Here is a 23,484-nt window from a genome sequence, read left to right as displayed (position 1 = left end):
GCGTGAACTCGACGAGCGTGACCTGCAGATCCTCCGGATGCGTTTCGCCCGTGAGATGACCCAGGCCGAGATCGGTGCCGAACTCGGCATCTCGCAGACGCAGGTGTCCCGCCTGCTCGCCCGGATCCTGACCCGCCTGCGCAGCGACATGCTAGCCGCCTAGGTTCCGCGTCGTCCGCGACACCTGGCCCGGCCGTCTCTCCCAGCTGATGCCGTGCGCAGGCGTCGAGTGGACCTGCCGCCGCTTGGGTAAGGCGGACCGGCTTGCCGTGCCGGCGCGGGCAGCTGCTCGCCTCCCTAATTTGAGATCATGGGGTGGACAAGTGGCAAGCGGCGAGCAGCCTCCGCCCGACACTCAGGGCCTTGCACTCCGATCAGTCGAGCTGCTCCAGCTCACCGAGGACGGCCACGTACCGCTTGTCCACTCTCCACAACTGCGACCTCGCGAGGGCCCTGCCGTGATGACGCCCGGCACGGCCTCGGAGGAGGACCATCGAATGCCGCCGAGAGGGGCAGGGGCGGAGTCCCCCGGCGGGGTGCCTGGAGGTAGGGCGGTTCGCGCCGACTCATGTGATTACTAGTCAGTAAAGTCAGCGAAGGGTCAGCATTCGTCCGAGCAGACCCAGTCATAGCCTGATCCACATGAGACTGAACGGCGGGATCCGCAAGTACCTTCAGAGGAGGCAGCGACAGCCGGGCGATGTAAGAAGCGGAACCAGTGACTCCCTGTCGGAGCCAGCTCACATCCGACCTCGTCATCCCAGGTTAACAGCCCATTACCCATACCTTGTGGGGAGGTTGGGAACAGCTCAGGCGTCCCATGCGGAAGAACGAATCGACCGTTGGCCTTGCTGCGCCGCGTCGCTTCACTCGCCTCCCTGGCGGACGTGCGATACGCTTGCTGCGCCGTCCGATCCAGTTGAACTCGAACATGATCCGCGTGGCGCTGGAGTAGTACGTGAACGCCACCACGACCGCCTCCACGCCGTGCCCGGTCCCGGCGATCGTGACGGCGAGCAACAGCCCCAGCGCGTTGGTCAGTACGGACATCGGCGCGACGACGGTGTCGATGCGCAGGTTGCCGTAGTCCCACGACCGCAGCGTGAGCTCCCGCGAGCGCGCCACCCGGGACCGGTGCTCGACGGCCTCGCGCTCCTCCGCGGCGAAGGCGCGGACCGTGTCCATGTTCATCAGGCTGTCGGAGACGTGCCCCGACACCCGGGCGATGGCCTCCTCCCGCCGGCCGACGAGCGCCTGACGGCGCCGGATCAGGGGCAGTACGCACACCCCCGTCACTGCGATCATGACCAACAGCGCCACGACCAGGAGCGGTTCGTAGAACCAGAGCACCACCGACCCGAACAGCAGCGGCACGAACCGGCCCACGACCGAGAAGGCCAGCGCGTCCACGAACTCCTCGAAGCGGGAGGCGAAGCTCAGGACCCGCTTGGTGAGCGACCCGGCGAAGTTGTCGTGGAAGAAGGCGGCGTCCTTCGCGAACAGCTCGTCCATGCCGATCACGTACAGGCGCTCGATGCCGAGGGCGTCGAGCCGGTTCAGGCAGTGCAGACCGCCGCGCCACGCCGCCTCGGAGAGCAGCAGCACACCGGCGAACCCGAGGACGTACGGTAACGCCGCGCCGAGGGTGAGGGCAGCGGAGCCGCCGGCGATGCGGGCGACGAGCTTCGCGATGACCAGCGGGGCGATGTAGTTGATGCCGATGTTGCCGAGGGCCGGCAACAGCATGGCGGGCGCCGTGAGCCGGCGCAGCCGGGCCAGCTCCCTGCCGTAGTAACGGAGTGCGAGGGCCACCGGGCCCTTGCGGGGCGGAATTCCTCGTGATGCAGACGATTCCATCGCAACCCTGTGATGTCGTGTCAGAACGGAACCCGCAGTGTCTCGCGCCCGCATCCGCGCCGTCCAAGCGTTTTCCAGTGACGCGGTGGTCGTAGCGGGCCGGGCGCACGCCATCGTCATCGGCGTACGCCCGGCCCGTGGACCGCTAGGGGATGTCCTCGATCCGTTCCCGGTTGAGGAGGTGGGTCGGCAGGCAGGGCTGCCGCGGGTCCACCGGGAAGCCGTGGTCGTAGGCGAGGCAGGCGATCGCGAGGGGGCCCAGCGCCGCCCGGGCGCGTGGAGCGGCCGAGTCGCCCCAGTAGCCGGCGTGATCGGCGAGGGCTTCGGCGAGCGCCCCGGCGAACGCGGCGTGATCGCCCGCCACCAGGCGGTGGAAGAGGGCCACGGGGTGGTAGTCGACGCGGTTCACGAAGTCCGTCGGCGCGTGGGTCACGGACTCGGGCACGGACGTCTCGATGGCGGCGACCAGCTTCGGTACGACGTCGTCGACGGGGCGGTCGGAGAAGTAGGTCCGCAGGGTGTCGACCCAGTGCAGTACGTACTCGTCGACCGTGTCGTCCTGCCGGAGCGTCGCGAGCGGTACGGCGCACAGCCGACCGATCCGGTCCTTCTGGCGGCACACGATCGCCAGGTAGAGGGCGTCGAGCCAGGCCCGGGCGTCGGCCGGCGGCTCCGCGGGCACGGCCGGCAGCTGCCGGACGAGGTCTTCGCCGAGGTGGCACTCCTGCGGGGGCGCGCCGGTGAACAGCGCGGAGCCGAGTTGTACGGCGGTGGCCCACGCGTCCCAGGTGTCGATGCGCGCGACGCCGGGGTCGGCCGCGCAGCGGGCGTGCGCCAGGGAGACGGCGGAGGCGAAGGCATCGGCCAGAGCGGCCGGGTCCTGCGCGAGACGGCCCGTCGACTCGGCGACGGTGCGCGTGAGAGCGGTGACCTCCGGGACGTCGGCCGCGGCGGCCGTGTCGATCCGTCCGGCCCGGTCGAGGCGGACCAGGCCCTTCATCAGGCCGAGCAGCCGCGGCGGCGGCCGAAGGGAGAAGGTCCGGGTGTCCTCGTCGATGACCGTGAGCGAGGTCAGCCCGCCCTGGTGCCACCAGTAGACCCGCGGGGACAGCGCCCCCGGCCCGTCCTCGTGAGCGCCGAGGGCGTACGAGGCCAGCCCGTTGAGGGCGTCGACGACGGAGCCGTCGGTGATCGGGTGGTACGCCAGCAGGTGCCGGGTGGGCACGACGACGAGGGCGCCGCCCTCCGGCAGCGCGGTGCCGGTCGCCTGCCGGGCCGCCTCCGACAGGAACAGCGCCTTGCTCGCGACGAAGTGGGAGTCGCCGTAGAGGGAGTGCAGCCTCGCCCGCCCCGCGACGGTCACTTCCTCGTGCTCGACGGGTACGCGCATCAGGTTGGCGTAGGCCGCCCGGCCCAGTGCTTCGAGCCCGGCGCGCTCCACGTCCGCGTCGGTGAGGATCCGCACACTGGTGGGGCCGTCGAGGGCGTAGGCGAAGACGAGCCCGTCGGCTGTCAGGCGGGCGTAGCGCATCTCTTCGGCGATGTCCGGCGTCAGCGAGGCGACGGGCAGCAGCCGTGCGTGCGTGCCGCGCAGGAGTTCCTCGGCGCTCTCGCCGCCGTGGCCACGGGTGTCAGAAGCAGCTGGAGTGTTAGGGGTGTCAGGGGTGTTGTCTCGTATCACCCCGGCGACTCTACGACGAGCCCGGACGACGGCGTGCACCTCACCCGTTCGGGCGTACTCCAGGTCTGCGGGGAGGAAGGCCGGACGTACCGTGAATCGTGCGCCATCCGCCCGTCCTGCTGGCCGCGGCCGCCGCCCTCTGCGTGAGTACGGCGTGCGGCGCGGCCCAGCCGCCCGCGCCGCGGCCCCCGTTCGCGGCGGCGGTCACGGAGGTGCCCGGGGCGAAGCTCGGCGCGAGCCACCGGCCCGGCTGTCCCGTCGCGGCGGAGCACCTGCGGCTGATCCGGATGAACCACTGGGGCTTCGACGGCAAGGTGCACCGTGGCGAGCTGATAGCGCACCGCGATGCCGTGGAACCGCTGCTGCACGCCTTCGGCCGGGCCTTCGAGGACCGGTTCCCGATCCGGCGGATGCGGGTGATGGCCGAGTACGGCGGCGACGACCTCAAGGCGATGGCGGACGGCAACACCTCCGCGTACAACTGCCGTCAGGTGGTGGGGGACCCCGCGAAGCTGTCGCGGCACGCGTGGGGCGACGCCGTGGACATCAACCCCGTCGAGAACCCGTACGTCGACGTGCGCGGAGTGGTGCACCCGCCGACGGGCCGGGAATTCCTGCGGCGCGACAGGTCCCGGCCCGGGATGATCGAGGACGGCGAGGCGTTCGTGACCGCGTTCCGCACCGCCCGCTGGTACTGGGGAGGGCGTTGGGGCAATCCGGACTACCAGCACTTCTCCGCGAACAGCGGGTAGGGCGGCGGGCCCCTCAGCCCGTCTTGGCCGGGGCCGGCTCGGCGGTGGAGAGCGGGGCGGCGATCTGTTCCAGGGACCGGCCCTCCGCGGCGACCGCGTAGAAGACGGCCACCAGGCCGGCGGCCACCATCAGCGCGGCCCCGACACAGAAGGCGATCACGGCGTCGGACACCACCCCGCTGGAGGTCAGTCCGGCGAAGAGCAGCGGGCCGGAGATGCCGCCCGCCGCCGTGCCGACGGCGTAGAAGAAGGCGATCGCCATCGCGCGGGTCTCCATCGGGAAGATCTCGCTGACCGTCAGATAGGCGGAACTGGCCCCGGCCGAGGCGAAGAAGAGCACCACGCACCAGCACGCGGTCATCGTCACGGCCGTGAGCCGGCCGGCGCCGAACAGCCAGGCCGTGCCGAAGAGCAGCAGCCCGGACAGGATGTACGTGCCCGAGATCATCGGCCGGCGCCCGACCGTGTCGAACAGGCGCCCCAGCAGGAGCGGGCCGAGGAAGTTCAGGAAGGCGACGACGGCGAAGTAGTAGCCGGTCACCCCGCTGGACACGCCGAAGAACGTGACGAGGATGGAACCGAAGCCGAAGGTGATCGCGTTGTACAGGAAGGCCTGGCCGACGAAGAGGGACAGGCCGAGGACGGCGCGCCGCGGATAGGAGCGGAAGACCGTCCTCGCGATCTCACCGAAGCCGACGTCCTCCCGCTGGGTGACGCTGATGGCCTCCTCCGGATCGGGCAGGCGTACGCCCTTCTCCGCTTCCACCCGCCGCTCCACATCCGAGACCAGCGCCTCGGCCTCCTCGGTCCGCCCGTGGACCATCATCCAGCGCGGGCTTTCCGGTACGTGACGCCGCACCAGCAGGATGACCAGGCCGAGTACGACCCCGAGGGCGAACGTGAGCCTCCAGCCCACCGACTCCGGGAAGATCTCGGTGTTCAGGGCCAGGACCGAGAGGAGGGCGCCGGCGACGGCGCCGATCCAGAAGCTGCCGTTGATGATCAGGTCGACCCGGCCGCGGTACTTGCTGGGGATCAGCTCGTCGATCGCGGAGTTGATGGCCGCGTATTCGCCGCCGATGCCGAAACCCGTGAGGAACCGGAACAGGAAGAACCACCAGGCCGAGAAGGACACCGCCGTCAGCGCGGTCGCCGCCAGGTACACGCCGAGGGTGACCAGGAACAGCTTCTTGCGCCCGTACAGGTCGGTGAGCCGGCCGAAGACCAGCGCGCCGGAGCAGGCACCGGCCACGTACAGGGCGGCGGCGACCCCGGTCACCTGGGCGTCGGTGATGGAAAGCCCGCTGCCGTCCTCGGAGATACGGCTCGCGATGCTTCCGACGACGGTGACTTCGAGACCGTCGAGGATCCAGACGGTGCCCAGCCCGATGACGATCATCCAATGCCACCGGGACCAGGGCAGTCGGTCCAGCCGCGCCGGCACCTTGGTGGTGACGGTCCGTGAGTGCGTCTCGGTGCGTTCCGGCATGCTCCGGCGTCTGCCCGGGCCGCCGTGCCACAAACTCGGCCGACCGGGTGGACGGCCGTCAGGCCGCGCGGGGACGGGTGACCGGAGCCGCTCCGCCGATCAGGTGTGGAGGCGGCTGTTGTGGCCGTCGTGCCCGTCGGCGCTGTCGTCGTTGAACCAGTAGTCGCCCGCCGCGAGGTAGCGGAAGGCGTGGGCGCGCTCCCGGGGCAGCGCGACGGTGACGGCACGGCTGCCGTCCTTGCGCTCCTTCAGTTCGTGGGCGCCGGGCTGCCAGTCGTTGAAGTCGCCTACGACGCTGACCGGTCCGGGCGGGACGTCGGCCGGGAGCACGAAGGTGATCTCGGTACGGTCCTTGCGGCGCTTGCGTTCGAGCACGGGAGCCTCCTGTCGCGATGTACAGACCGGGCACATCCTGGCCCGGGGGCCGCCGCCGCGCACGCCGACGCAGCGGCGGGACATCCCCGCGGGTCCGGCAAGCCCCCGGAACGGCCTAGCGCGGGCCTGAGTCGACTGGCGCAGCTCCGGATGCGGACCACCGCCACGGCGGGCAGGATCGCAATCGGGGCCGCGCCGGTCCACCGCTGCCAGCGGCGGCGGCGTACCGGCCCAGCGGTTCCCATCCCACGAGCGACAGGAGTTCACCATGGCTGACAAGGGCAAGATGGACCAGGCGAAGGGCAAGGCGAAGGAAGCCGTAGGCAAGATCGCCGACAACGACCGCATGAAGGCCGAGGGCAAGATGGACCAGGCCAAGGGCAAGGCCAAGGAGGCCGTGGCCGACACCGCGGAGCGTGGCCGGGACGCCAAGGACACCATGCGCGACAAGCACAGGTAGCCCCTGGGCCCACCCACCACCCGCGTGTGGAGCGCCGCCCGCGCCCCGCCCGGCCACGTGCCGGGACGGGGCGCGGGCGCGCGGCGTGCCCGTCGTACACCGCTCGGGGCGCCGCCGACGGAGTCCAGGGCCCGGGGGCGGCAGCTGAAGTGCCGTCGCCGGGGGCTTGCCCGGGTCGTCCGCGCCCGGCCGGAGGGACCGCCGGGGCGCGGGACGGCCGCGGGGTCCGGTGGATCCGGGCGGCAGCCCGTGATGCGGTCGGGTCTCGCCGGAGGGCGCCCGGGGGAGGGGCGTCACGGCCTGGACCCGCTCGGAAGGCCCGCTTTCCAGACGCCGGGCTTCCGGTACCTCGCGTGTGACCCGAGGGAACGTACGTAAACGTGCCCGGGCGAGGAGAACTGAGCGGGCGTCGGATCAGAGGGAGCCGACGACCTTGCGGGGGGTGATGCGGACGACGACGCGCTCGTTGTCGTCGGCGGACGAGGGGTTGAAGTCGGCGTACTCCTTGCCGGTGTACTTGCGGGAGAGCTGGTTGATCAGGTCCTGGCCCCCCTCGGTGGTGAGATGCGCCGTACCGCGGACCTCGGCGTAGGTGTAGGGGGCGTTGTGCGGGTTGATGAGCACGGTGACGCGCGGGTCGCGGCTCAGGTTCTTCTCCTTGCGGCGTCCGACGGTGGTGGAGAAGAGCAGGTCGTTGCCGTCGCGGGCGAGCCAGGTGACGGACACCTGGGGGCTGCCGTCGGGCTGGATCGTGGCGATGGAGGCGAAGACCGGGGTGTCGTCGATGAGTTTCCTCAGGTCGTCGGAGAGCTCAGCGGGCACGGTCGGGTTCCTTTCCTCGGGGTGCCGCCCCCCGAGGACGAGCGGCGGCAACAGCTTGCGGAAACCGTGGCACTCCGGGCTGAGGGGGAGCCCCCGCGCGCGGTCGGAGCGGAGCCGGTTCACCCGGACGGGCCAGGAGGACCGGGCCGCGGACGCGCGCACGACCCCCTCGCGCACCGCTCACGGCGCGCCGGGGTTCGGCCGAACGCCGGGATGGGGCGACGGGGGAGAATTTCCCGGCGGTGTCGGGGCACCTGTGTTTCATGACCCTTTACGTCGTCACCATCCCCGGCACCCTTCTCACCGGGCTCACGCCCGAGGCGCGCACGGAACTCGTCCGCGCGCTGCGCGGATCCGATCCACGGGAGACGGAACTGGGAGCGGCCGAGGACCTGGACCTCCTCACCTTCTATCCGGACTCGTCAGCCTTCAGCCTGCGGCTGGAGGTGGAGGCCGCCGACACGGCCGCGGCGGAGGCCCAGGCCCGGGGCCTGGCCACCGGGGCCCTGCGCAGCGTCGGGCTGTCCGCCGATGCCGCGCCGCTGGGAGACCCGGTGATCACGGGGATCGCCGGCGCCTGAAGCGGTGGAGCGCGGCGGCTCCCGCTTTCCCGCCGCTCCACCGGTCGCGCGTCCCGGTGGTGTCCCGGCCGGCCGATCCGCGGCCGGCCGGGACACCACGTCCAAGCCCGGGCTCAGGCCCGGGCTCAGGCCCAGGCTCAAGCTCAGGCGAGGTCGAACCGGTCCAGGTTCATCACCTTGTCCCACGCGGCCACGAAGTCGCGTACGAACTTCTCGCCCGCGTCGGCGGCCGCGTAGACCTCCGAGAGGGCGCGGAGCTGGGAGTGCGAACCGAAGACGAGGTCGACGGCGGTGGCCGTCCACTTGGCCTCGCCGGTGGCGCGGTCCCGGCCCTCGTACACGTTCTCGGCCGACGCCGACGCCTTCCACTCCGTGCGCATGTCCAGCAGGTTGACGAAGAAGTCCGTCGTCAGCGTCTCGGGCCGGTCGGTGAACACGCCGTGCGAGGACCCCTTGAAGCCGGTGTTCAGGGCCCGCATGCCGCCGACCAGCACCGTCATCTCGGGAGCGGTGAGCGTGAGCAGGTTGGCGCGGTCCAGCAGCAGGGTCTCGGGCGGCAGCTTCTCACCCTCCTGGAGGTAGTTGCGGAACGCGTCCGCCTTGGGTTCGAGCACGGCGAACGACTCCACGTCGGTCTGCTCCTGCGAGGCGTCCGTGCGCCCCGGCGCGAACGGCACCGTGATGTCGTGCCCGGCGTTCCTCGCCGCCTGCTCGACGGCCGCGCACCCGCCCAGGACGATCATGTCGGCCAGCGAGATCCTCGTCGCGCCGTCCCGGTTGAAGTCGCGCTGGAGCTGCTCCAGCTTCTGCACCACCTGGGCGACCTCGGGCAGGTCGTTGACCTCCCAGTCCCGTTGCGGCGCGAGCCGGATCCGGGCCCCGTTGGCCCCGCCGCGCTTGTCGGTGCCGCGGAAGCTCGCCGCCGCCGCCCACGCGGTGGTGACCAGCTGGGACAAGGACGCGCCCGCGCCGAGGATCCAGCGCTTGAGGGTGGCGACGTCCTCGTCCGTGACCAACGGGTGGTCGACCGCCGGGACCGGGTCCTGCCACAGCTGCGGCTCGGGGATCCACGGCCCGAGGTACCGCGAGAGCGGTCCCATGTCACGGTGCAGCAGCTTGTACCAGGCCTTGCCGAACGCGTCCGCGAGCTTGTCGGGGTTCTCGTGGAAGCTCTTCGCGATCGGTGCGTAGACGGGGTCCACCCGCAGCGCGAGGTCCGTCGTCAGCATCATGGGCGCGTGCCGCTTCGCCGGATCATGGGCGTCCGGCACGGTGTCGCGGGCCGAGGGATCCGCGGGAGTCCACTGCTTGGCGCCCGCGGGGCTCGTCGTCAGCTCCCACTCGTACCGGAACAGGTTGTCCAGGTACCCGTTGTCCCACTTCGTCGGCTCGGAGGTCCACGCCCCCTCCAGCCCGCTGGTGAGCGCGTCCACGCCCTTGCCGCTGCCGTAGCTGTTCGTCCAGCCGATGCCCTGCTGTTCGACGGGGCAGGCCTCCGGCTCCGGGCCGATGTACTCGGGATCGACCGCGCCGTGGCACTTGCCGAACGTGTGGCCGCCGACGATGAGCGCGAGCGTCTCCTCGTCGTTCATCGCCATGCGCGCGAACGTCTCGCGGATGTCCCGGGCGGCGGCCATGGGATCCGGGTTGCCGTTGGGCCCCTCCGGATTGACGTAGATCAGCCCCATCTGCACGGCGCCGAACGGGCCGGTGAGTTCCCGGTCGCCGGAGTAGCGCTGGTCTCCGAGCCAGGTGTCCTCGGGCCCCCAGAAGATCTCCTCGGGCTCCCAGATGTCCTCCCGGCCGAAACCGAACCCGAAGGTCTTGAACCCCATCGATTCCATCGCGCAGTTGCCGGCGAAGACCAGCAGGTCGGCCCAGGAGATCTTCCGGCCGTACTTCTGCTTGACGGGCCACAGCAGACGACGCGCCTTGTCCAGGCTGGCGTTGTCCGGCCAGCTGTTGAGGGGCGCGAAGCGCTGGGCGCCGCTGCCGCCACCGCCTCGGCCGTCGGCGATGCGGTACGTTCCCGCGGCGTGCCAGCTCATCCGGATGAAGAGCGGACCGTAGTGGCCGTAGTCGGCGGGCCACCAGTCCTGTGACGTCGTCATCACCTCGAAGACGTCCCGCTTCAGGGCTTCGACGTCGAGGTCGCTGAACTCCTGCGCGTAGTCGAAGTCCTCGCCCATCGGATCGGCCATGGGCGAGTGCTGGTGCAGGACCTGGAGGTCCAGCTGGTTCGGCCACCAGTCCCGGTTCGTCTGGGGCCGGCCCGGGCTCGGGGTGGGGGAGGGGATTGCCGGGTTCTCGCTGTCGCTGCCGGACACGTCTGCCCTTCTTCCTGTCGCGGTGTTTCGGCCGGCGAGAACTCTTCCTCACGCACGACGCCGATGTTTGTGCCTGTGTCGGCGTCCGTATGGTTGCGCAATGCGGGCCTTACAGCCACGAAACACGCAGAGCGGGCCCGGGGTTCAGTACACGGGGATGATGTCGGGGGCGCCGAGGCGGACCGCGTCGGCGGTCCGGTCGTCCGGCTGCTCCTGGGCCTCGCGTTCGGCCGCGACCCGCTTCGTGTAGTGGTCCACCTCGCGGTCCTGGTGCGCCTGGTCCCAGCCCAGGTGCGGTGCCATCAGTTCCGCGACGGTCCGCGCCGCGTCCACCCCGCGGTCCCAGGACTCGATGGAGATCCGGGTGCGCCGGGCGAGTACGTCCTCCAGGTGGCGGGCCCCCTCGTGGGTCACCGCGTAGACGGCCTCGACCCGCAGGTAGTCGTCGGAGCTGGGCAGCGGCTCCCCGAGCGAGGGGTCGGCCGCCACCATGTCGAGCAGCTGGTGGATCAGCGAGCCGTAGCGGTTCAGCAGGTGCTCGATGCGGGCTACGTGCAGTCCGGAACCCTCGGCGAGGCGGTGCCGGGAGTTCCACAGGGCCGGGTAGCCGTCGGCGCCGAGCAGCGGGACGCGTTGCGTGGTGCACTCGGGCACCTTCTCGTCCAGGCCCCGGACCGCCTCGTCCACCGCGTCCTTGGCCATCACCCGGTACGTGGTGTACTTGCCGCCGGCCACCACGACCAGGCCGGGTACCGGATGGGCGACCAAGTGCTCCCGGGACAGCTTGCTGGTCTCGGCGGCCTCACCGGAGAGCAGCGGGCGCAGGCCGGCGTAGACGCCCTCGACGTCCTCGGGGGCGAGCGGCGTGGCCAGGACGCTGTTGACGTGCTCCAGCAGGTACGTGACGTCCTGGGAGCTGAGGGCGGGGTGCGCCTTGTCCAGGGTCCAGTCCGTGTCGGTGGTCCCGATGATCCAGTGGCGGCCCCAGGGGATCACGAAGAGCACGCTCTTCTCCGTGCGCAGGATCAGCCCGGTACGGGAGTTGATCCGGTCGCGGGGGACGAGCAGGTGCACCCCCTTGGAGGCGCGGACGTGGAACTGGCCGCGGGTGCCGGCCAGGGCCTGGGTGTCGTCGGTCCACACCCCGGTCGCGTTGATGACCTGCTTGGCCCGTACCGGCCGCTCGTCGCCGGTCTCCAGATCGGTGACGACCGCCCCCACCACCCGCTCGCCCTGCCGCAGGAAGCGGCTGACGCGGGCGCGGTTGGCGGCCAGCGCCCCGTAGGCCACCGCCGTACGGGCCAGGAACATGGTGTGCCGGGCGTCGTCGACCTGGGCGTCCCAGTACTGGATGGCGCCGACCAGGGCGTCGGAGCGCAGCGCGGGCGCCTCGTGCAGGGCATGCCGTTTGAGCAGGTGGCGGTGGTGGGGCAGCCCGCTGGAGGTGCCGGAGGCTGCCGCCATGGTGTCGTACAGCAGCACGCCCGCGCCCACGTACGGGCGCTCCCAGAGCCGGTGTTGCAGGGGGTAGAGGAACGGGACCGGGCGCACCAGGTGCGGGGCGAGGGACCGCAGCAGGAGGCCGCGTTCCTTGAGGGCCTCGGCGACGAGCCGGAAGTCCAGCATCTCCAGGTAGCGCAGGCCGCCGTGGATGAGCTTGCTGGAGCGGCTGGACGTACCCGAGGCCCAGTCGCGGGCTTCGACGAGGCCGACCCGCAGGCCCCGGGTGGCGGCGTCCAGGGCGGCCCCGGCGCCGACGACACCGCCTCCGACGACGAGGACGTCGAGTTCGCCCTCCGCCATGCGGGCGAGGGCCCGGGTGCGGGCTTCGGCCGAGAGGGCCGCCGGATCGGCCATGGTCTTCTCCTCTTCTCTCCTCCCCTCCGCGTCCTGCCCGTGCGGCCCGGCCTGTTCGATGCGGCCCGCCTATTCGACCTTGGCCCAGTCGAGCGTGCGCTCCACCGCCTTCTTCCAGCCCGCGTAACCCTCCGCGCGCTGCTCCTCGGTCCATCGGGGCTCCCAGCGCTTGGACTCCTGCCAGTGCGTGCGCAGTTCGTCCGTGCTCCGCCAGAAGCCGGTGGCCAGACCGGCGGCGTAGGCGGCGCCCAGCGCGGTCGTCTCGGCGACGACCGGGCGGCTGACCGGTACGCCCAGGACGTCGGCCTGGATCTGCATGCACAGGTCGTTGGCCGTGACACCGCCGTCGACCTTCAGCACGTCCAGGTGGACGCCGGAGTCCTGTTCCATGGCCTCCACGACGTCGCGGCTCTGGTAGCAGATGGCTTCCAGGGCGGCGCGGGCCAGGTGGCCGTTGTCGTGGTAGCGGGCGAGCCCGACGATGGCGCCGCGGGCGTCGGAGCGCCAGTACGGTGCGAACAGGCCCGAGAAGGCGGGGACGAAGTAGATGCCGCCGCTGTCCTCGACGGTGCGGGCCAGGCGTTCGCTCTCCGCCGCGTCCTTGATGATCTTCAACTGGTCGCGCAGCCACTGGATCGCCGAGCCGGTGACGGCGATGGAACCCTCCAGCGCGTACACGGCGGGTTCGTCGCCGAACTGGTAGGCGACGGTGGTGAGCAGGCCGTGCTGGGAACGGACCAGCTCGGTTCCGGTGTTCAGGACGAGGAAGTTGCCGGTGCCGTAGGTGTTCTTGGCCTCGCCGGGCGCGTAGCAGACCTGTCCGACGGTGGCCGCCTGCTGGTCGCCGAGGACGCCGGTGATGGGGATGGCCTCCCGCAGCGGCCGGGAGGTGCGGGTGTGCCCGAACGCCTCCGGGTGGGAGGACGGGTTGATGGTGGGCAGCATCGCCCGGGGCACACCGAAGAAGCCCAGGAGCTCCTCGTCCCAGTCGAGGGTCTCCAGGTTCATCAGCATGGTGCGGCTGGCGTTGGTCACGTCGGTGGCGTGGATGCCGCCGTCGGGTCCGCCGGTGAGGTTCCACAGCACCCAGCAGTCCGTGTTGCCGAAGAGGGCGTGGCCCTGCTCGGCGGCCTCCCGGACGCCGTCGACGTTCTCCAGGATCCACTGGATCTTGCCGCCGGAGAAGTAGGTGGCCGGTGGCAGGCCGGCCTTGCGGCGGATGACGTCTCCCTGGCCCGAGCGCTCCAGTGCCGCCGCGATGGAGTCCGTACGGGTGTCCTGCCAGACGATGGCGTTGTAGTAGGGGCGGCCGGTGCGGGGGTCCCAGACGACGGTCGTCTCCCGCTGGTTGGTGACCCCGATGGCCGCCAGGTCGGAAGCCGAGAGGTTTCCGTGCCGGAGGGCGTTCTGCATCACCGAGTTGGTGCGTTCCCAGATCTCGACCGGGTCGTGCTCGACCCACCCCGAACGGGGGAGGATCTGGGAGTGCTCCAGCTGGTGCTTCGCCACCTCGTTGCCCGCGTGGTCGAAGATCATGAAACGGGTACTGGTCGTCCCCTGGTCCACTGCGCCGACGAAGTCAGCCATGGGTTGCCGCCTCTCTTGGCTCGGTCACGTCGCTCCGGCACGTTTCCCCGGTCACGACTCCGGGGCCGGGATCCGGCCGGCAGGCTCCGGCTCGGCGGTCGGCAGGAACCGGCCGATGAAGAACTTGTACAGAGCTGCTCCGAGCACGCCTCCGATGAACGGGCCGATGATCGGGACCCAGAAGTAGAAATTCCCGTACTGATCGCGCCACGCCCCTCCGTAGCCGGTGAGGAAGCTGGCCAGCCGGGGTCCGAAGTCACGCGCCGGGTTGATCGCGTAGCCGGCGTTGGTGCCCATGGCCATGCCGATCGCGACCACGATCAGGCCGACGATGAACGGGGCCAGGTTGGCGCCGGGGGGCGTGTTGAGGAGGTCCGTGACCGCCATGATCAGCAGCAGCAGGATCGCCGTGCCGATGATCTGGTCGCGCAGCGCTCCCCACTCGGTGACCGGCAGGTTCGGGTTCCCGTTGGCCGGCAGCGTGGAGAACACGCCCTGGGTCTTGATGGTGTGTCCCGGGTCGGCCTTGGCCAGCGCTTCGGAGTAGTTCCACCGGATGATCAGGGCCGCGACGAAGGCGCCGGCGAGCTGGGCCGCCATGTACGGGGCCACCCTGCGCCACGGAAAGCCCTTGAACGTCGCCAGGGCGACGGTGACCGCGGGGTTGAGGTGAGCACCGCTCAGCCTCGCCGCGACGTAGACACCCAGGGTGACGCCGAGGCCCCATGCCCAGGCGATGCTGTCGTGGTTGCCGAGGCCGCCCGCCGGGTCGGTGAGGGCCCCGCCGGCGACCACCTGGGCCACCACGCCGCAACCGAAGAGGATGAGGATCATGGTGCCGGCGAATTCGGCCGAGAGTTCGCCGACGAGTCCGGATTCTTTGAGTCGCTTGGCCATGGAGGCCTCCTTCTCGCCGGCCCGGGGACCGGGCGTCGACTGTTCCGCATGGTTAGCAGAACAGCTCAATACTGGACACTTTCCCCTTTATAAGGAGCATATGCACCGAATCGATCTCGTGCGCGACGGCCGCCGCGCGGGCGCGGCACGCTCGCCGATGTGCTGGGTGCGGCGGCACACTTGGGGATACGGCGGGCGAACGCAGCCACCCGCCTCGACCACCCGGGAGGTACCTGATGAACATGCTGATCAACAGTGCGGAAACGGTGGTCGCGGACGCCCTGCGGGGCATGGCCGCCGCCCACCCCGAGCTCGACGTGGACGTGGAGCGCCGGGTGGTCGTACGGCGGGGCGCCCGGGAGGGCGGCCGCGTCGGCCTGGTGTCGGGTGGCGGATCCGGGCACGAACCGCTACACGCGGGGTTCGTGGGGTACGGGATGCTGTCGGCCGCGTGCCCCGGTGAGGTATTCACCTCGCCGGTGCCGGATCAGATGACGCGGGCGGCGGCGGCCGTCAACGGCGGGCAGGGAGTGCTGTTCGTCGTCAAGAACTACACCGGGGACGTGCTCAACTTCGACATGGCGGCCGAGCTCGCCGGGGAGGACGGCATCCGGGTCGAGCGCGTGCTGGTCAACGACGACGTCGCCGTCACGGACAGCCTGTACACCGCCGGACGGCGCGGCACCGGGGCCACGCTCTTCGTGGAGAAGATCGCCGGGGCGGCCGCCGAGGAGGGGGCTCCCCTGGAGCGGGTCGCGGAGCTCGCCCGGCGGGTCAACGACTCCTCGCGGAGCTTCGGCGTCGCGCTCAGCGCCTGCTCCACCCCCGCGAAGGGCAGCCCGACCTTCGACCTGCCGGACGGAGAGCTGGAACTCGGCGTCGGGATCCACGGCGAGCCGGGCCGCGAGCGGCGCCCGATGATGCCGTCGCGGGAGATCGCCGACTTCGCGGTGGGCGCCGTGCTGGAGGACCTGGCGCAGGTGGCTCCGGCCGACGGCCCGGTGCTGGCGCTGGTCAACGGGATGGGCGCGACACCGCTGCTGGAGCTGTACGGGTTCCACGCGGAGGTCGCGAGGGTACTGGAGGCCCGGGGCGTACCGGTGGCGCGCACGCTGGTCGGGAACTACGTCACCTCGCTCGACATGGCGGGATGCTCGGTGACGCTGTGCCGGGCCGATGACGAACTGCTGCGCCTGTGGGACGCCCCGGTGGAGACGGCCGCGCTGCGCTGGGGCCGCTGAGGGTATTCGCGCGGAATTTCTGAATGCGCAAACGCTACGTTGCGTTCGTGTACGGGGTGAGGTGTGCGTCGTACCGGAGGCGCGCTGGTTGCAATGATCTCATCTCCGTGCGTTGTTGCAATGGACTTAAATTGAGCGCTACGGTGGCCCCTCCGAACACCGCGAAGATCATGAAGGGGGCCGCGATGCCGGGAGGCAGACTCACCCAGGCCGAGCGCCAGCAGATCGCGTCGGGGCTGGCCGACGGCCTCGCCTACGCGGAGATCGCCAGGCGTCTCGACCGCCCGACCTCCACGGTCACGCGTGAGGTACTGCGCAACGGCGGCCCCACCGCCTACCGCGCCGACCTCGCGCACCGCGCCACCGAGCAGCGCGCCCACCGCCGCAAGCAGCCCGTGCCCCGGGACCCGAAGGCGGCGCCGCAGCCCCACGGGCGCGACCCCGAGGCGGTCCGCGAGTACGAGGAGACCTTCACCACCGTTCTCATGCAGTCGGGCATGCCCAAGATGACGGCCCGGGTCCTCGCCTGTCTCATCACCACCGACGCGGGCAGCCTCACCGCGTCCGAACTCGTCGAGCGCCTCCAGGTCAGCCCGGCGTCCGTCTCCAAGGCGATCGCTTTCCTCGACGGCCAGGGCCTCGTCCGCCGGGAACGCGACGAAGGCCGCCGCGAGCGCTACGCCGTCGACAACGACGTCTGGTACCAGTCCATGGTCGCCAGCGCCCGCTCCACCGCCCACCTGGTGGAGACCGCCCGGCAGGGCGTCGGCGTCCTCGGCTCCCACACTCCGGCCGCCGCCCGCCTGGAGAACATCGCCCGCTTCCTCGATTTCGTCTCGGAGAGCATCACCCGCGCCGCGGAGCAGGCACGCGAAATCCTCCATGTGAAACCCGAAACGCCCCCGGACGGCAACGGCTGACGCCCGGACTTCCGCCGGGTCCGCCGGGTCCGCCCGGTCCGCCCGTCTCGGCGGGGAACCGGGTGGGGGCGTTCTTCCTCTGAGAGGGTGGACGCGAAGGGGAAACGCATGACGGGTACCACGGGCAGCAGCACAACGGGCGCGCGCCCGAAGGAAATCGAGGCCGCGTGGCTGCTCACGCTGGCCGCCGTCGTCGGGCAGGCCGTGGTCTGGGTGCTGGGCTCGTTCGTGGTCGACCCCACCGGCCTGGACGATATGACGTCCGTCTCCGGAGCCGACGCGGCCGCTCGCCAACTCGCCGTGTCGGGCGGGGTCCTGGCCGTAGTCCTGGCCGGCTGGCTGGCCGTGGCCGTGAAGATGAGGGCGGGCCGCGGCTGGGCCCGAGCGGTCCTCGGCGTCGCCGGCGCCCTCTGCCTGGTCGCCGCGGCCACCGACTTCAGCATGAGCGGTACGGGGCCCGCCGCCTGGCCGCTCCTGGCCTGCCTCCCCGACCTGCTCACCGCGGCCGCCGCCGTTCCGATGTTCCTGCCCGCCGCCCGCACGCACTTCCAGGCCCGACCGCGCCGGGTCTGACACCGCCGGGGTCTACGCCTGCGCCTGCGCCTCCGCCATCGCCGGGCGGCGGCCCCACGCGGAGATCATGGGGGCCGCGGCCAGATCGAGGCGTCCGGCGGCGACGTTCGACAGGTGGCGGCCGGTGTCGCGCTCGGTCACGTGCCGGTTCTCGCACCATGGCGGCGCGGACCGTCCGGCGATGTCCGGGCGTCGGCGTAGGCACCGCATGTCTTGACGATTGGTCTGGACCTTCCTAGCGTGACGGGCGGCGCAGCCCGTTCCAGGCCCACACCCACCGCCCAGGAGCCCCGCATGGTCCTACGTCACGCCTTACGCGTCGCCACGGCCGGCCTCGCCCTCGCCCTGGCCCTCACCCTCCAGCCGGCGGCCGGGGCGGCCACCGCACCGCAGGCGCCCGCGGCCGACACCTGCCCCGTCAAGCCGAGGCCCACCGGCAAGGTGCTCCAGGGTTACTGGGAGAACTGGGACGGCGCCGCGGCGGGCGTGCACCCGCCCTTCGGCTGGACCCCGATCACCGACCGCCGCATCCGGGACCACGGCTACAACGTCATCAACGCGGCCTTCCCCGTCATCCTCTCCGACGGCACCGCCCTGTGGCAGGACGGCATGGACGCCACCGTCAAGGTCGCGACCCCGGCCGAGATGTGCCAGGCCAAGGCGGAGGGGCGACGATCCTGATGTCCATCGGCGGCGCGGCCGCCGGCATCGACCTCAACTCGGCGGCGGTCGCGGACCGTTTCGTGGCGACCCTCGTACCGATCCTGAAGAAGTACAACTTCGACGGCATCGACATCGACATCGAGACCGGACTCGTCGGCAGCGGAACCATCACCCGCCTCTCGCCCTCGCAGACCAACCTGATCCGCGTCATCGACGGCATCCTCGCCCAGATGCCGGCGGGCTTCGGCCTGACGATGGCCCCGGAGACCGCCTACGTCACCGGCGGCAGCGTCACGTACGGCTCGATCTGGGGCGCGTACCTGCCGGTCATCAAGAAGTACGCGGACAACGGGCGCCTGTGGTGGCTGAACACGCAGTACTACAACGGCAGCATGTACGGCTGCTCCGGCGACTCCTATTCGGCGGGTACGGTCCAGGGCTTCACCGCGCAGACGGACTGCCTGAACAAGGGCCTCGTCATCCAGGGCACCACCATCCGGGTCCCGTACGACAAGCAGGTCCCCGGCCTGCCCGCCCAGCCCGGCGCGGCGGGTGGCCACATGACCCCCGCCCTGGTCGCGCAGGCCTGGAACCGCTACGCGGGCGGCCTGAAGGGCCTGATGACCTGGTCGGTCAACTGGGACGGCGCGAAGAACTGGACCTTCGGCAACAACGTCAAAACCCTCCAGGGCCGCTGACGCCCGGCCCCGCCCGGCCCGCCCCGCCCGGCTCCGCTCGGCCCGGCCGGTCACTCACGGCAGATCGCGCCACCGGCGGGACCGGGAGATGAGCAGCAGGGGCAGGCCCACGATCCAGACCAGCCCTCCGATGACGATGGCTCCGCTCCAGAACCCCGATCCCCGGCCGAAGTCCGGGGCGGCCCGGGCCATCAGGAAGAACGGACCCAGTACCAGGGCGGGGCCGACGATCCACCAGGCCAGGTAGGTGGCGAGGACGTCGAGCACGCGGACCGGTGAACGTCCCAGGACGCGGTAGGCGGTGGTCGACGTACTGCCGCCCACCGCGCCCGGGGTGTACTCCGTGGTCCCCACCACCAGCCGGTACCGGCGCAGCGGGACGACCGGCATGTAGTTGATCACGAACCACTCGGTCGCGTGATGAGTGCCGTCCGGCTGCCGCCGGCTGAAGCCGAGGTACTTGGTTCCGATGCCGTTCCACGTGGACATGCCGCGCCCCCTCGCTCACTCCGGCCGCGCCGCGCCTCCCCGCGCGCGTCGGCGGCCTCGTCCGTCCACGGTAGGGGCGCAGACCGGTCAGGGCGGGAAATCGGCCATATTCGGACCGGATCGCGTACGCCCTCCCGGCGGGGCGTGACGCCGTACGGGGGCGGGCGGGGTCACTGGCCCACCCTGCCGTCGACGCACTCGCGCAACAGGTCGGCGTGCCCGCAGTGACGGGCGTACTCCTCGATCCGGTGCACCATCAGCTCCCGGACCGCGATCCCGTCCTTCCCCAGACGCTCGCCCAGATCCGGGTGCTTGGCCAGCTCGGCGTCGGTCGCGGCCTGCTCGCGCGCCAGATCCGCGAACGCGGCGTCGACCGCCGCCTGCTCGGCGACGACTCCGTCGAAGTCGGCGTCCCGCGCTCCGTACAGCTTCGGCAGCGGATCACCGTCGCCGATCCAGTTGTGCCAGTCCCGCTCCACCTCGACGAGGTGCCGCACCAGGCCGAGCAGCGACATGGTCGACGGCGGAACCGACCGACGGGCCAGCTGCTCCGGGTCCAGACCCTCGCACTTCATCCGCAGGGTCATGCGGTAGTCCGTCAGGAAGCCCTGGAGCGTCGCCAGCTCGCCGTCAGGGCTGACGCCCTCGCGGTCACGGGGGTCGTCGGCCGGGTCCGCCCACATGTCGGGGTAGGTGGTCGCCTGGGTCCATCGTTCGGGTTGATCAGTCATGCCTGCCATGATCGGCCGCCAGGGCCGGGCCCCGCCATGGATTTGGCGCCGGCCGGGGACGCGGCCTTCGCGGGGCCGTCGCCGCCCGGGGGGTTCTCGGCGGCCCGGCCGGCGCCCCGGGGTGCGTGAGGGCGGGCTCAGCCGGATTCGGGCGCGGCGGCGGTGGGTTCGGTGCGCACGAGGCGGTAGGTGAAGGGCTTGGCACGGCGCTGGGCGGGCTTGCGGGCGAGGTTCTGGGCGGCCGTGATGAGGGCTTCCACCTGGGGGCGCGCCCTCAGCTTCTTCAGGTGGTGGCGGGAGAGGCCGATCTGGTCGGAGGCGGCGAAGAGGCCCGCTCCGTTGTGGAGGGCGCGCAGGAAGAGCCGCAGGGCGAAGGGAGCGGTCGCGGCCTTGGACCCGGTGAGCCGGTGGGCGTGGGCGAGGGCCTGCGCGGAGGCCATGGCCGCGTTGAAGTAGGGGTCGTTGTTCCGCCAGGTGGCGAGCATGCGCTCGGAAACCCCGGCGGCGAGGGCGCAGCCGGACGGCGGGAGGCCCATGGCGGCGGCGCGCAGTGCTTCCGCGTGCCGCTGGGACCTTTCGAGGGGCAGGTCGCCGGCGGTGTCGAGCGCCTCACCGAGGGCGGTGCGGGCGAGGTCGTCCGCGTTGAGGGCGTTGACGGTGTGCTCGGCCCACGGCAGGTGGTGGCTCGTGTCATCTCCGTGGCGGGTGTTCACGCGTGTTGCTTTCGTTCGAGGTGGGTGGCCCTGGGCGTGGCCTGTGTCCGTTGATGGTGCATGCAACGGCCCCGGCCCGGCAACAGGCAGTTTGCCTGGTAGGGGGCGGGGCGGGTGGGACGGGGGGCGTCCCCTCTGGAGAGAGCGGGATCATCGGGACCGCGAGGCTCCGGGTCCGGGCGGCGCGGTGTCCACGGGGCACGCGGCCGGTGGCGGTGCGTACGGGACCGGACGTCCCCGGCCCCGCACCCCCTTCCCCGGCCCCGCACCCCCTTCCCCGGCCCCGCACCCCTCCTCGTACCGCCACGGGGCCGGCCCGGCTTGAGTTCGCCCCTCTCGCCGGGGCCCACGAGCATGTCCGGGATCGTCACATGATCGGCCGAACAGGTCCTAGAGTGTGACGCGTGACACAGGAGAACCCCGAACTCATCGCCGGCCGGTACCAGTTGGTCGAACGGATCGGCCAGGGCGGCATGGGCCGGGTCTGGAGGGGCCTTGACCAGCAGCTCTTCGGGCGCGAGGTCGCCGTCAAGGAGATCCTTTTCCCTCCGGGGCTGGAGGACGGCGACCGCGTGACGCTGCTCCGGCGCTTCATCGGCGAGGCCCGCGCGGCGGTCACCCTCAGCCACCCCGGGATCATCACGGTCCACGACATCGTGGAGCACAACGGCGCCCCCGTCATCGTCATGGAGTTCATCCGCGGGCAGTCCCTCGCGGCGGAGATCCGCGAACAGGGCCGACTGCCCGTGCGGCGGGTGGCCGAGATCGGCTCCGCCATGCTCGACGCGCTCGCCGAAGCGCACGAGGCGCGGACCGTCCACCGCGACATCAAGCCGGACAACGTGCTCCTGAGCAAGGACCGGGTCGTCCTCACCGACTTCGGCATCGCCCACCTCGCGGACGTCACCACCAAGCTCAGCCACAGCGGCATGGTCATCGGCACCCCGCAGTACATGCCGCCGGAGCAGTTGGAGGGCAAGCGCCCAACACCGGCCAACGACCTCTGGGCCCTCGGCGCCACCCTCTACCACGCCGTCGAGGGGCGTCCGCCGTTCGACGCCGAGGGGCTCCACGCGCTCGCCATCGCCGTGTTCACCCGCCCCCACCGGCCGCCGACCCAGGCCGGTCCGCTCGCCCCCGTACTGGACGCGCTCCTCACCAAGGACCCGGCGCGGCGCGCGAACGCCGCCGAGGCCACCGCACTCCTGGAGTCGGTCCTGCGGGGCACCGGGGCGGGGGCGTCGACCGCCGAGTCCGTTCCGCCCCGGCCCGTTCGCGCACCGGAGCCCGTTCGCGCACCGGAGCCCGCGCCCGTACCGGAGCCCGCGCCCGTACCGGAGCCCGCGCCCGTTCCCGTACCGGAAGCGGTGACCGAGGCCGGCCCCGCCCCGGCGGAGCCGGAGCCGGTCCCTCCGACGCCCACGGCCGAGGAACCCGGCTCGCTCGGCGAGGTGGAGCACCGGGGGAGCGGCGAGGTGGCGACCGTCCGGCGGGGCGCCCTGACCCGGCGGTCCACGGTACTGGCCGTGGCACTGGCCACGCTCGCCGTCGCCGGCGTCCTGACCTGGACCCTGAGCGGCGACGACTCGCCCGACGGCAAGGGCGGCTCCGCGACGTCCTCCGTCACGGTGGTGATCGGTGTGGACGCACCGCTCAGCGGCGACCTTTCCGTCTTCGGCGTCGGCATCAAGAACTCCGCCGACCTGGCCGTCAGGAACGCCAACCGGACCCGTCACGTGCCCGGCGTGAACTTCGAGATCAAGGCCCTGGACGACCAGGCCCAGCCCGGCAAGGGCCAGGAGAACGCCACCCGGTTCATCGGCGACGACAAGGTGCTCGGCGTGGTCGGACCCCTCAACTCCAGCGTCGCGGCAGCCATGCTGAGGCCGTTCGAGCAGGCGAACCTGGTCAACGTCTCGCCCGCCAACACCAACCCGGCCCTGACGTACGGTCCCGACTGGGTCAAGGGTGCCAAGTCCCGCCCGTACCAGACCTACTTCCGTACCGTCGCCACGGACGCTGACCAGGGTCCGTTCGCCGCCCGCTACCTCCACGACGAGGGCAAGAAGACCAAGCTCTTCGTCATCGACGACAGCAGCGACTACGGCACCGGCCTCACCACCGGCTTCAGCAGCGAGTTCAGCAAGCTCGGCGGGACCCTCGTCGGCGCGGACCACGTCGCCCCCACCGGCGGCGACTTCGCCACCCTCGCCGCCCGGGTCCGGGCCTCGGGCGCGGACGCCGTGTACTTCGGCGGCTACTATACCACCGCGGCGCCGCTCTCGAAGCAGCTCAAGCAGGCGGGCGTGAACATCACCTTCATGGGCGGCGACGGCGTCTTCGACGCGCAGTTCATCACCACCAACGACAAGGCCGAGGGTGATCTGGCCACCGGCATCGGAGCGCCCGCCGAGAACCTCCCCGGCGGCCCGACCTTCCTCTCGCAGTACCAGGCGGCGGCGTACCCGGAGCAGGCCGGTTCGTACGGCGCGTACGCGTACGACGCGACCTGGGCCGTCATCGAGGCGGTGAAGGCCCTGGCCGCGGCCAACGGCGGCACCCTGCCCTCGGACGCCCGGGCCAAGATGCCCAAGGCCGTGGCGGGGCTGGCGTTCGACGGCGTCACCGGGCGGGTCGCCTTCGACCAGTACGGGGACACGACCAACCGCGAGCTCACGGTGCACGCGGTGACCGGCGGCGTCTGGAAGAGCGTGAAGAGCGGCCGCTACACCCCTTGGCCTGACCTGACCTGACCTGCCGCGTCGCCCGGA

General features: G+C 71.5%; 20 protein-coding genes and 2 pseudogenes. 9 read left to right on the top strand and 13 right to left on the bottom strand.

What is annotated here, in order from left to right:
- Nucleotides 1–37 precede the first annotated feature (37 nt).
- Nucleotides 38–163, top strand: coding sequence for a sigma factor-like helix-turn-helix DNA-binding protein (locus tag EES41_RS02790; protein ID WP_254211279.1), 126 nt, complete (start codon nt 38–40; stop codon nt 161–163).
- A gap of 740 nt (nt 164–903) precedes the next feature.
- On the opposite strand, the pseudogene EES41_RS02785 reads toward EES41_RS02790, so the two are convergent.
- Nucleotides 904–1,857: pseudogene (locus tag EES41_RS02785) on the bottom strand (ABC transporter transmembrane domain-containing protein); the annotation flags it as partial.
- A gap of 145 nt (nt 1,858–2,002) precedes the next feature.
- The gene (locus tag EES41_RS02780; protein WP_123075349.1) at nt 2,003–3,538 is read right to left on the bottom strand and encodes an immunity 49 family protein; all 1,536 of its coding nucleotides are present in this window, start codon (nt 3,536–3,538) and stop codon (nt 2,003–2,005) included.
- 98 nt (nt 3,539–3,636) lie between these two features.
- Between EES41_RS02780 and EES41_RS02775 the strand changes: the two genes are divergently transcribed.
- Nucleotides 3,637–4,290, top strand: coding sequence for a M15 family metallopeptidase (locus EES41_RS02775; protein WP_123075347.1), 654 nt, complete (start codon nt 3,637–3,639; stop codon nt 4,288–4,290).
- A gap of 13 nt (nt 4,291–4,303) precedes the next feature.
- On the opposite strand, the gene EES41_RS02770 is transcribed toward EES41_RS02775, so the two are convergent.
- Together EES41_RS02770 and EES41_RS02765 are read right to left on the bottom strand one after the other, a co-directional pair.
- Nucleotides 4,304–5,779, bottom strand: coding sequence for an MFS transporter (locus EES41_RS02770; RefSeq protein WP_123075345.1), 1,476 nt, complete (start codon nt 5,777–5,779; stop codon nt 4,304–4,306).
- Nucleotides 5,780–5,878: 99 nt separating this feature from the next.
- A complete protein-coding gene (locus EES41_RS02765) occupies nt 5,879–6,154 on the bottom strand; it encodes an isoamylase early set domain-containing protein (RefSeq protein ID WP_037792537.1) in 276 nt (91 codons plus the stop codon).
- Between the two features lie 268 nt (nt 6,155–6,422).
- Between EES41_RS02765 and EES41_RS02760 the strand changes: the two genes are divergently transcribed.
- Nucleotides 6,423–6,614 (top strand): CsbD family protein, encoded by a 192-nt coding sequence (locus EES41_RS02760; protein WP_123075343.1) that lies wholly within the window; start codon nt 6,423–6,425, stop codon nt 6,612–6,614.
- Between the two features lie 414 nt (nt 6,615–7,028).
- On the opposite strand, the gene EES41_RS02755 is transcribed toward EES41_RS02760, so the two are convergent.
- On the bottom strand, nt 7,029–7,436 hold the full coding sequence (locus EES41_RS02755; protein ID WP_123082207.1) for a PPOX class F420-dependent oxidoreductase: 408 nt from the start codon (nt 7,434–7,436) through the stop codon (nt 7,029–7,031).
- A 263-nt stretch (nt 7,437–7,699) separates the two neighbouring features.
- Here EES41_RS02755 and EES41_RS02750 point away from each other — a divergent pair, with 263 nt between their 5' ends.
- Complete coding sequence (locus EES41_RS02750; RefSeq protein ID WP_123075341.1) at nt 7,700–8,017, top strand: hypothetical protein; 318 nt, start codon at nt 7,700–7,702, stop codon at nt 8,015–8,017.
- A 143-nt stretch (nt 8,018–8,160) separates the two neighbouring features.
- On the opposite strand, the gene katG is transcribed toward EES41_RS02750, so the two are convergent.
- From katG to EES41_RS02730, 4 genes are all read right to left on the bottom strand, one after another.
- On the bottom strand, nt 8,161–10,344 hold the full coding sequence (gene katG, locus EES41_RS02745; protein ID WP_123075339.1) for a catalase/peroxidase HPI: 2,184 nt from the start codon (nt 10,342–10,344) through the stop codon (nt 8,161–8,163).
- A gap of 144 nt (nt 10,345–10,488) precedes the next feature.
- Nucleotides 10,489–12,201 (bottom strand): glycerol-3-phosphate dehydrogenase/oxidase, encoded by a 1,713-nt coding sequence (locus tag EES41_RS02740; RefSeq protein ID WP_123075337.1) that lies wholly within the window; start codon nt 12,199–12,201, stop codon nt 10,489–10,491.
- A 69-nt stretch (nt 12,202–12,270) separates the two neighbouring features.
- Nucleotides 12,271–13,788, bottom strand: coding sequence for a glycerol kinase GlpK (glpK, locus tag EES41_RS02735; RefSeq protein ID WP_123075335.1), 1,518 nt, complete (start codon nt 13,786–13,788; stop codon nt 12,271–12,273).
- Nucleotides 13,789–13,839: 51 nt separating this feature from the next.
- Nucleotides 13,840–14,685: an MIP/aquaporin family protein gene (locus EES41_RS02730; protein WP_123075333.1), complete on the bottom strand. Its 846-nt coding sequence runs from the start codon at nt 14,683–14,685 to the stop codon at nt 13,840–13,842.
- A 236-nt stretch (nt 14,686–14,921) separates the two neighbouring features.
- Between EES41_RS02730 and dhaK the strand changes: the two genes are divergently transcribed.
- From dhaK to EES41_RS02715, 3 genes are all read left to right on the top strand, one after another.
- Complete coding sequence (gene dhaK / locus EES41_RS02725) at nt 14,922–15,926, top strand: dihydroxyacetone kinase subunit DhaK (protein WP_123075331.1); 1,005 nt, start codon at nt 14,922–14,924, stop codon at nt 15,924–15,926.
- A gap of 185 nt (nt 15,927–16,111) precedes the next feature.
- Nucleotides 16,112–16,846 carry a helix-turn-helix domain-containing protein gene (locus tag EES41_RS02720; protein WP_123082206.1) on the top strand — a complete coding sequence of 245 codons (735 nt, stop codon included), beginning with the start codon at nt 16,112–16,114 and terminating at the stop codon, nt 16,844–16,846.
- A 108-nt stretch (nt 16,847–16,954) separates the two neighbouring features.
- On the top strand, nt 16,955–17,419 hold the full coding sequence (locus tag EES41_RS02715) for a hypothetical protein (protein ID WP_123075329.1): 465 nt from the start codon (nt 16,955–16,957) through the stop codon (nt 17,417–17,419).
- Between the two features lie 12 nt (nt 17,420–17,431).
- On the opposite strand, the gene EES41_RS43755 is transcribed toward EES41_RS02715, so the two are convergent.
- Nucleotides 17,432–17,560, bottom strand: a complete 129-nt coding sequence (locus EES41_RS43755; RefSeq protein ID WP_302186194.1) for a hypothetical protein — start codon at nt 17,558–17,560, stop codon at nt 17,432–17,434.
- 153 nt (nt 17,561–17,713) lie between these two features.
- Between EES41_RS43755 and EES41_RS02710 the strand changes: the two are divergent.
- Nucleotides 17,714–18,780 (top strand): annotated as a pseudogene (locus EES41_RS02710) (chitinase).
- 54 nt (nt 18,781–18,834) lie between these two features.
- Here EES41_RS02710 and EES41_RS02705 read toward each other — a convergent pair.
- The 3 genes from EES41_RS02705 to EES41_RS02695 form a co-directional block, all read right to left on the bottom strand.
- Nucleotides 18,835–19,269: a hypothetical protein gene (locus EES41_RS02705; protein WP_123075327.1), complete on the bottom strand. Its 435-nt coding sequence runs from the start codon at nt 19,267–19,269 to the stop codon at nt 18,835–18,837.
- A gap of 170 nt (nt 19,270–19,439) precedes the next feature.
- On the bottom strand, nt 19,440–20,009 hold the full coding sequence (locus tag EES41_RS02700) for a DinB family protein (protein WP_123075325.1): 570 nt from the start codon (nt 20,007–20,009) through the stop codon (nt 19,440–19,442).
- A gap of 128 nt (nt 20,010–20,137) precedes the next feature.
- The gene (locus EES41_RS02695; RefSeq protein ID WP_123075323.1) at nt 20,138–20,713 is read right to left on the bottom strand and encodes a hypothetical protein; all 576 of its coding nucleotides are present in this window, start codon (nt 20,711–20,713) and stop codon (nt 20,138–20,140) included.
- Nucleotides 20,714–21,117: 404 nt separating this feature from the next.
- Here EES41_RS02695 and EES41_RS02690 point away from each other — a divergent pair, with 404 nt between their 5' ends.
- Nucleotides 21,118–23,466 carry a bifunctional serine/threonine-protein kinase/ABC transporter substrate-binding protein gene (locus EES41_RS02690; RefSeq protein WP_123075321.1) on the top strand — a complete coding sequence of 783 codons (2,349 nt, stop codon included), beginning with the start codon at nt 21,118–21,120 and terminating at the stop codon, nt 23,464–23,466.
- Nucleotides 23,467–23,484 lie beyond the last annotated feature (18 nt).

It is taken from the genome of Streptomyces sp. ADI95-16, assembly GCF_003721495.1.
Taxonomy (GTDB): domain Bacteria; phylum Actinomycetota; class Actinomycetes; order Streptomycetales; family Streptomycetaceae; genus Streptomyces; species Streptomyces goshikiensis.
Note: the sequence above shows the minus strand (reverse complement) of the source record. Positions and strands in the feature narration are given on the sequence as shown.

What these genes read in the sequence shown, in the direction of transcription:
- EES41_RS02790 (WP_254211279.1), top strand. Translation starts at nt 38, where the DNA reads ATGCGTTTCGCCCGTGAGATGACCCAGGCCGAGATCGGTGCCGAACTC.
- EES41_RS02770 (WP_123075345.1), bottom strand. Translation starts at nt 5,779, where the DNA reads ATGCCGGAACGCACCGAGACGCACTCACGGACCGTCACCACCAAGGTG.
- EES41_RS02760 (WP_123075343.1), top strand. Translation starts at nt 6,423, where the DNA reads ATGGCTGACAAGGGCAAGATGGACCAGGCGAAGGGCAAGGCGAAGGAA.
- EES41_RS02750 (WP_123075341.1), top strand. Translation starts at nt 7,700, where the DNA reads ATGACCCTTTACGTCGTCACCATCCCCGGCACCCTTCTCACCGGGCTC.
- EES41_RS02740 (WP_123075337.1), bottom strand. Translation starts at nt 12,201, where the DNA reads ATGGCCGATCCGGCGGCCCTCTCGGCCGAAGCCCGCACCCGGGCCCTC.
- glpK (WP_123075335.1), bottom strand. Translation starts at nt 13,788, where the DNA reads ATGGCTGACTTCGTCGGCGCAGTGGACCAGGGGACGACCAGTACCCGT.
- EES41_RS02730 (WP_123075333.1), bottom strand. Translation starts at nt 14,685, where the DNA reads ATGGCCAAGCGACTCAAAGAATCCGGACTCGTCGGCGAACTCTCGGCC.
- dhaK (WP_123075331.1), top strand. Translation starts at nt 14,922, where the DNA reads ATGAACATGCTGATCAACAGTGCGGAAACGGTGGTCGCGGACGCCCTG.
- EES41_RS02720 (WP_123082206.1), top strand. Translation starts at nt 16,112, where the DNA reads ATGCCGGGAGGCAGACTCACCCAGGCCGAGCGCCAGCAGATCGCGTCG.
- EES41_RS02715 (WP_123075329.1), top strand. Translation starts at nt 16,955, where the DNA reads ATGACGGGTACCACGGGCAGCAGCACAACGGGCGCGCGCCCGAAGGAA.
- EES41_RS02705 (WP_123075327.1), bottom strand. Translation starts at nt 19,269, where the DNA reads ATGTCCACGTGGAACGGCATCGGAACCAAGTACCTCGGCTTCAGCCGG.
- EES41_RS02700 (WP_123075325.1), bottom strand. Translation starts at nt 20,009, where the DNA reads ATGGCAGGCATGACTGATCAACCCGAACGATGGACCCAGGCGACCACC.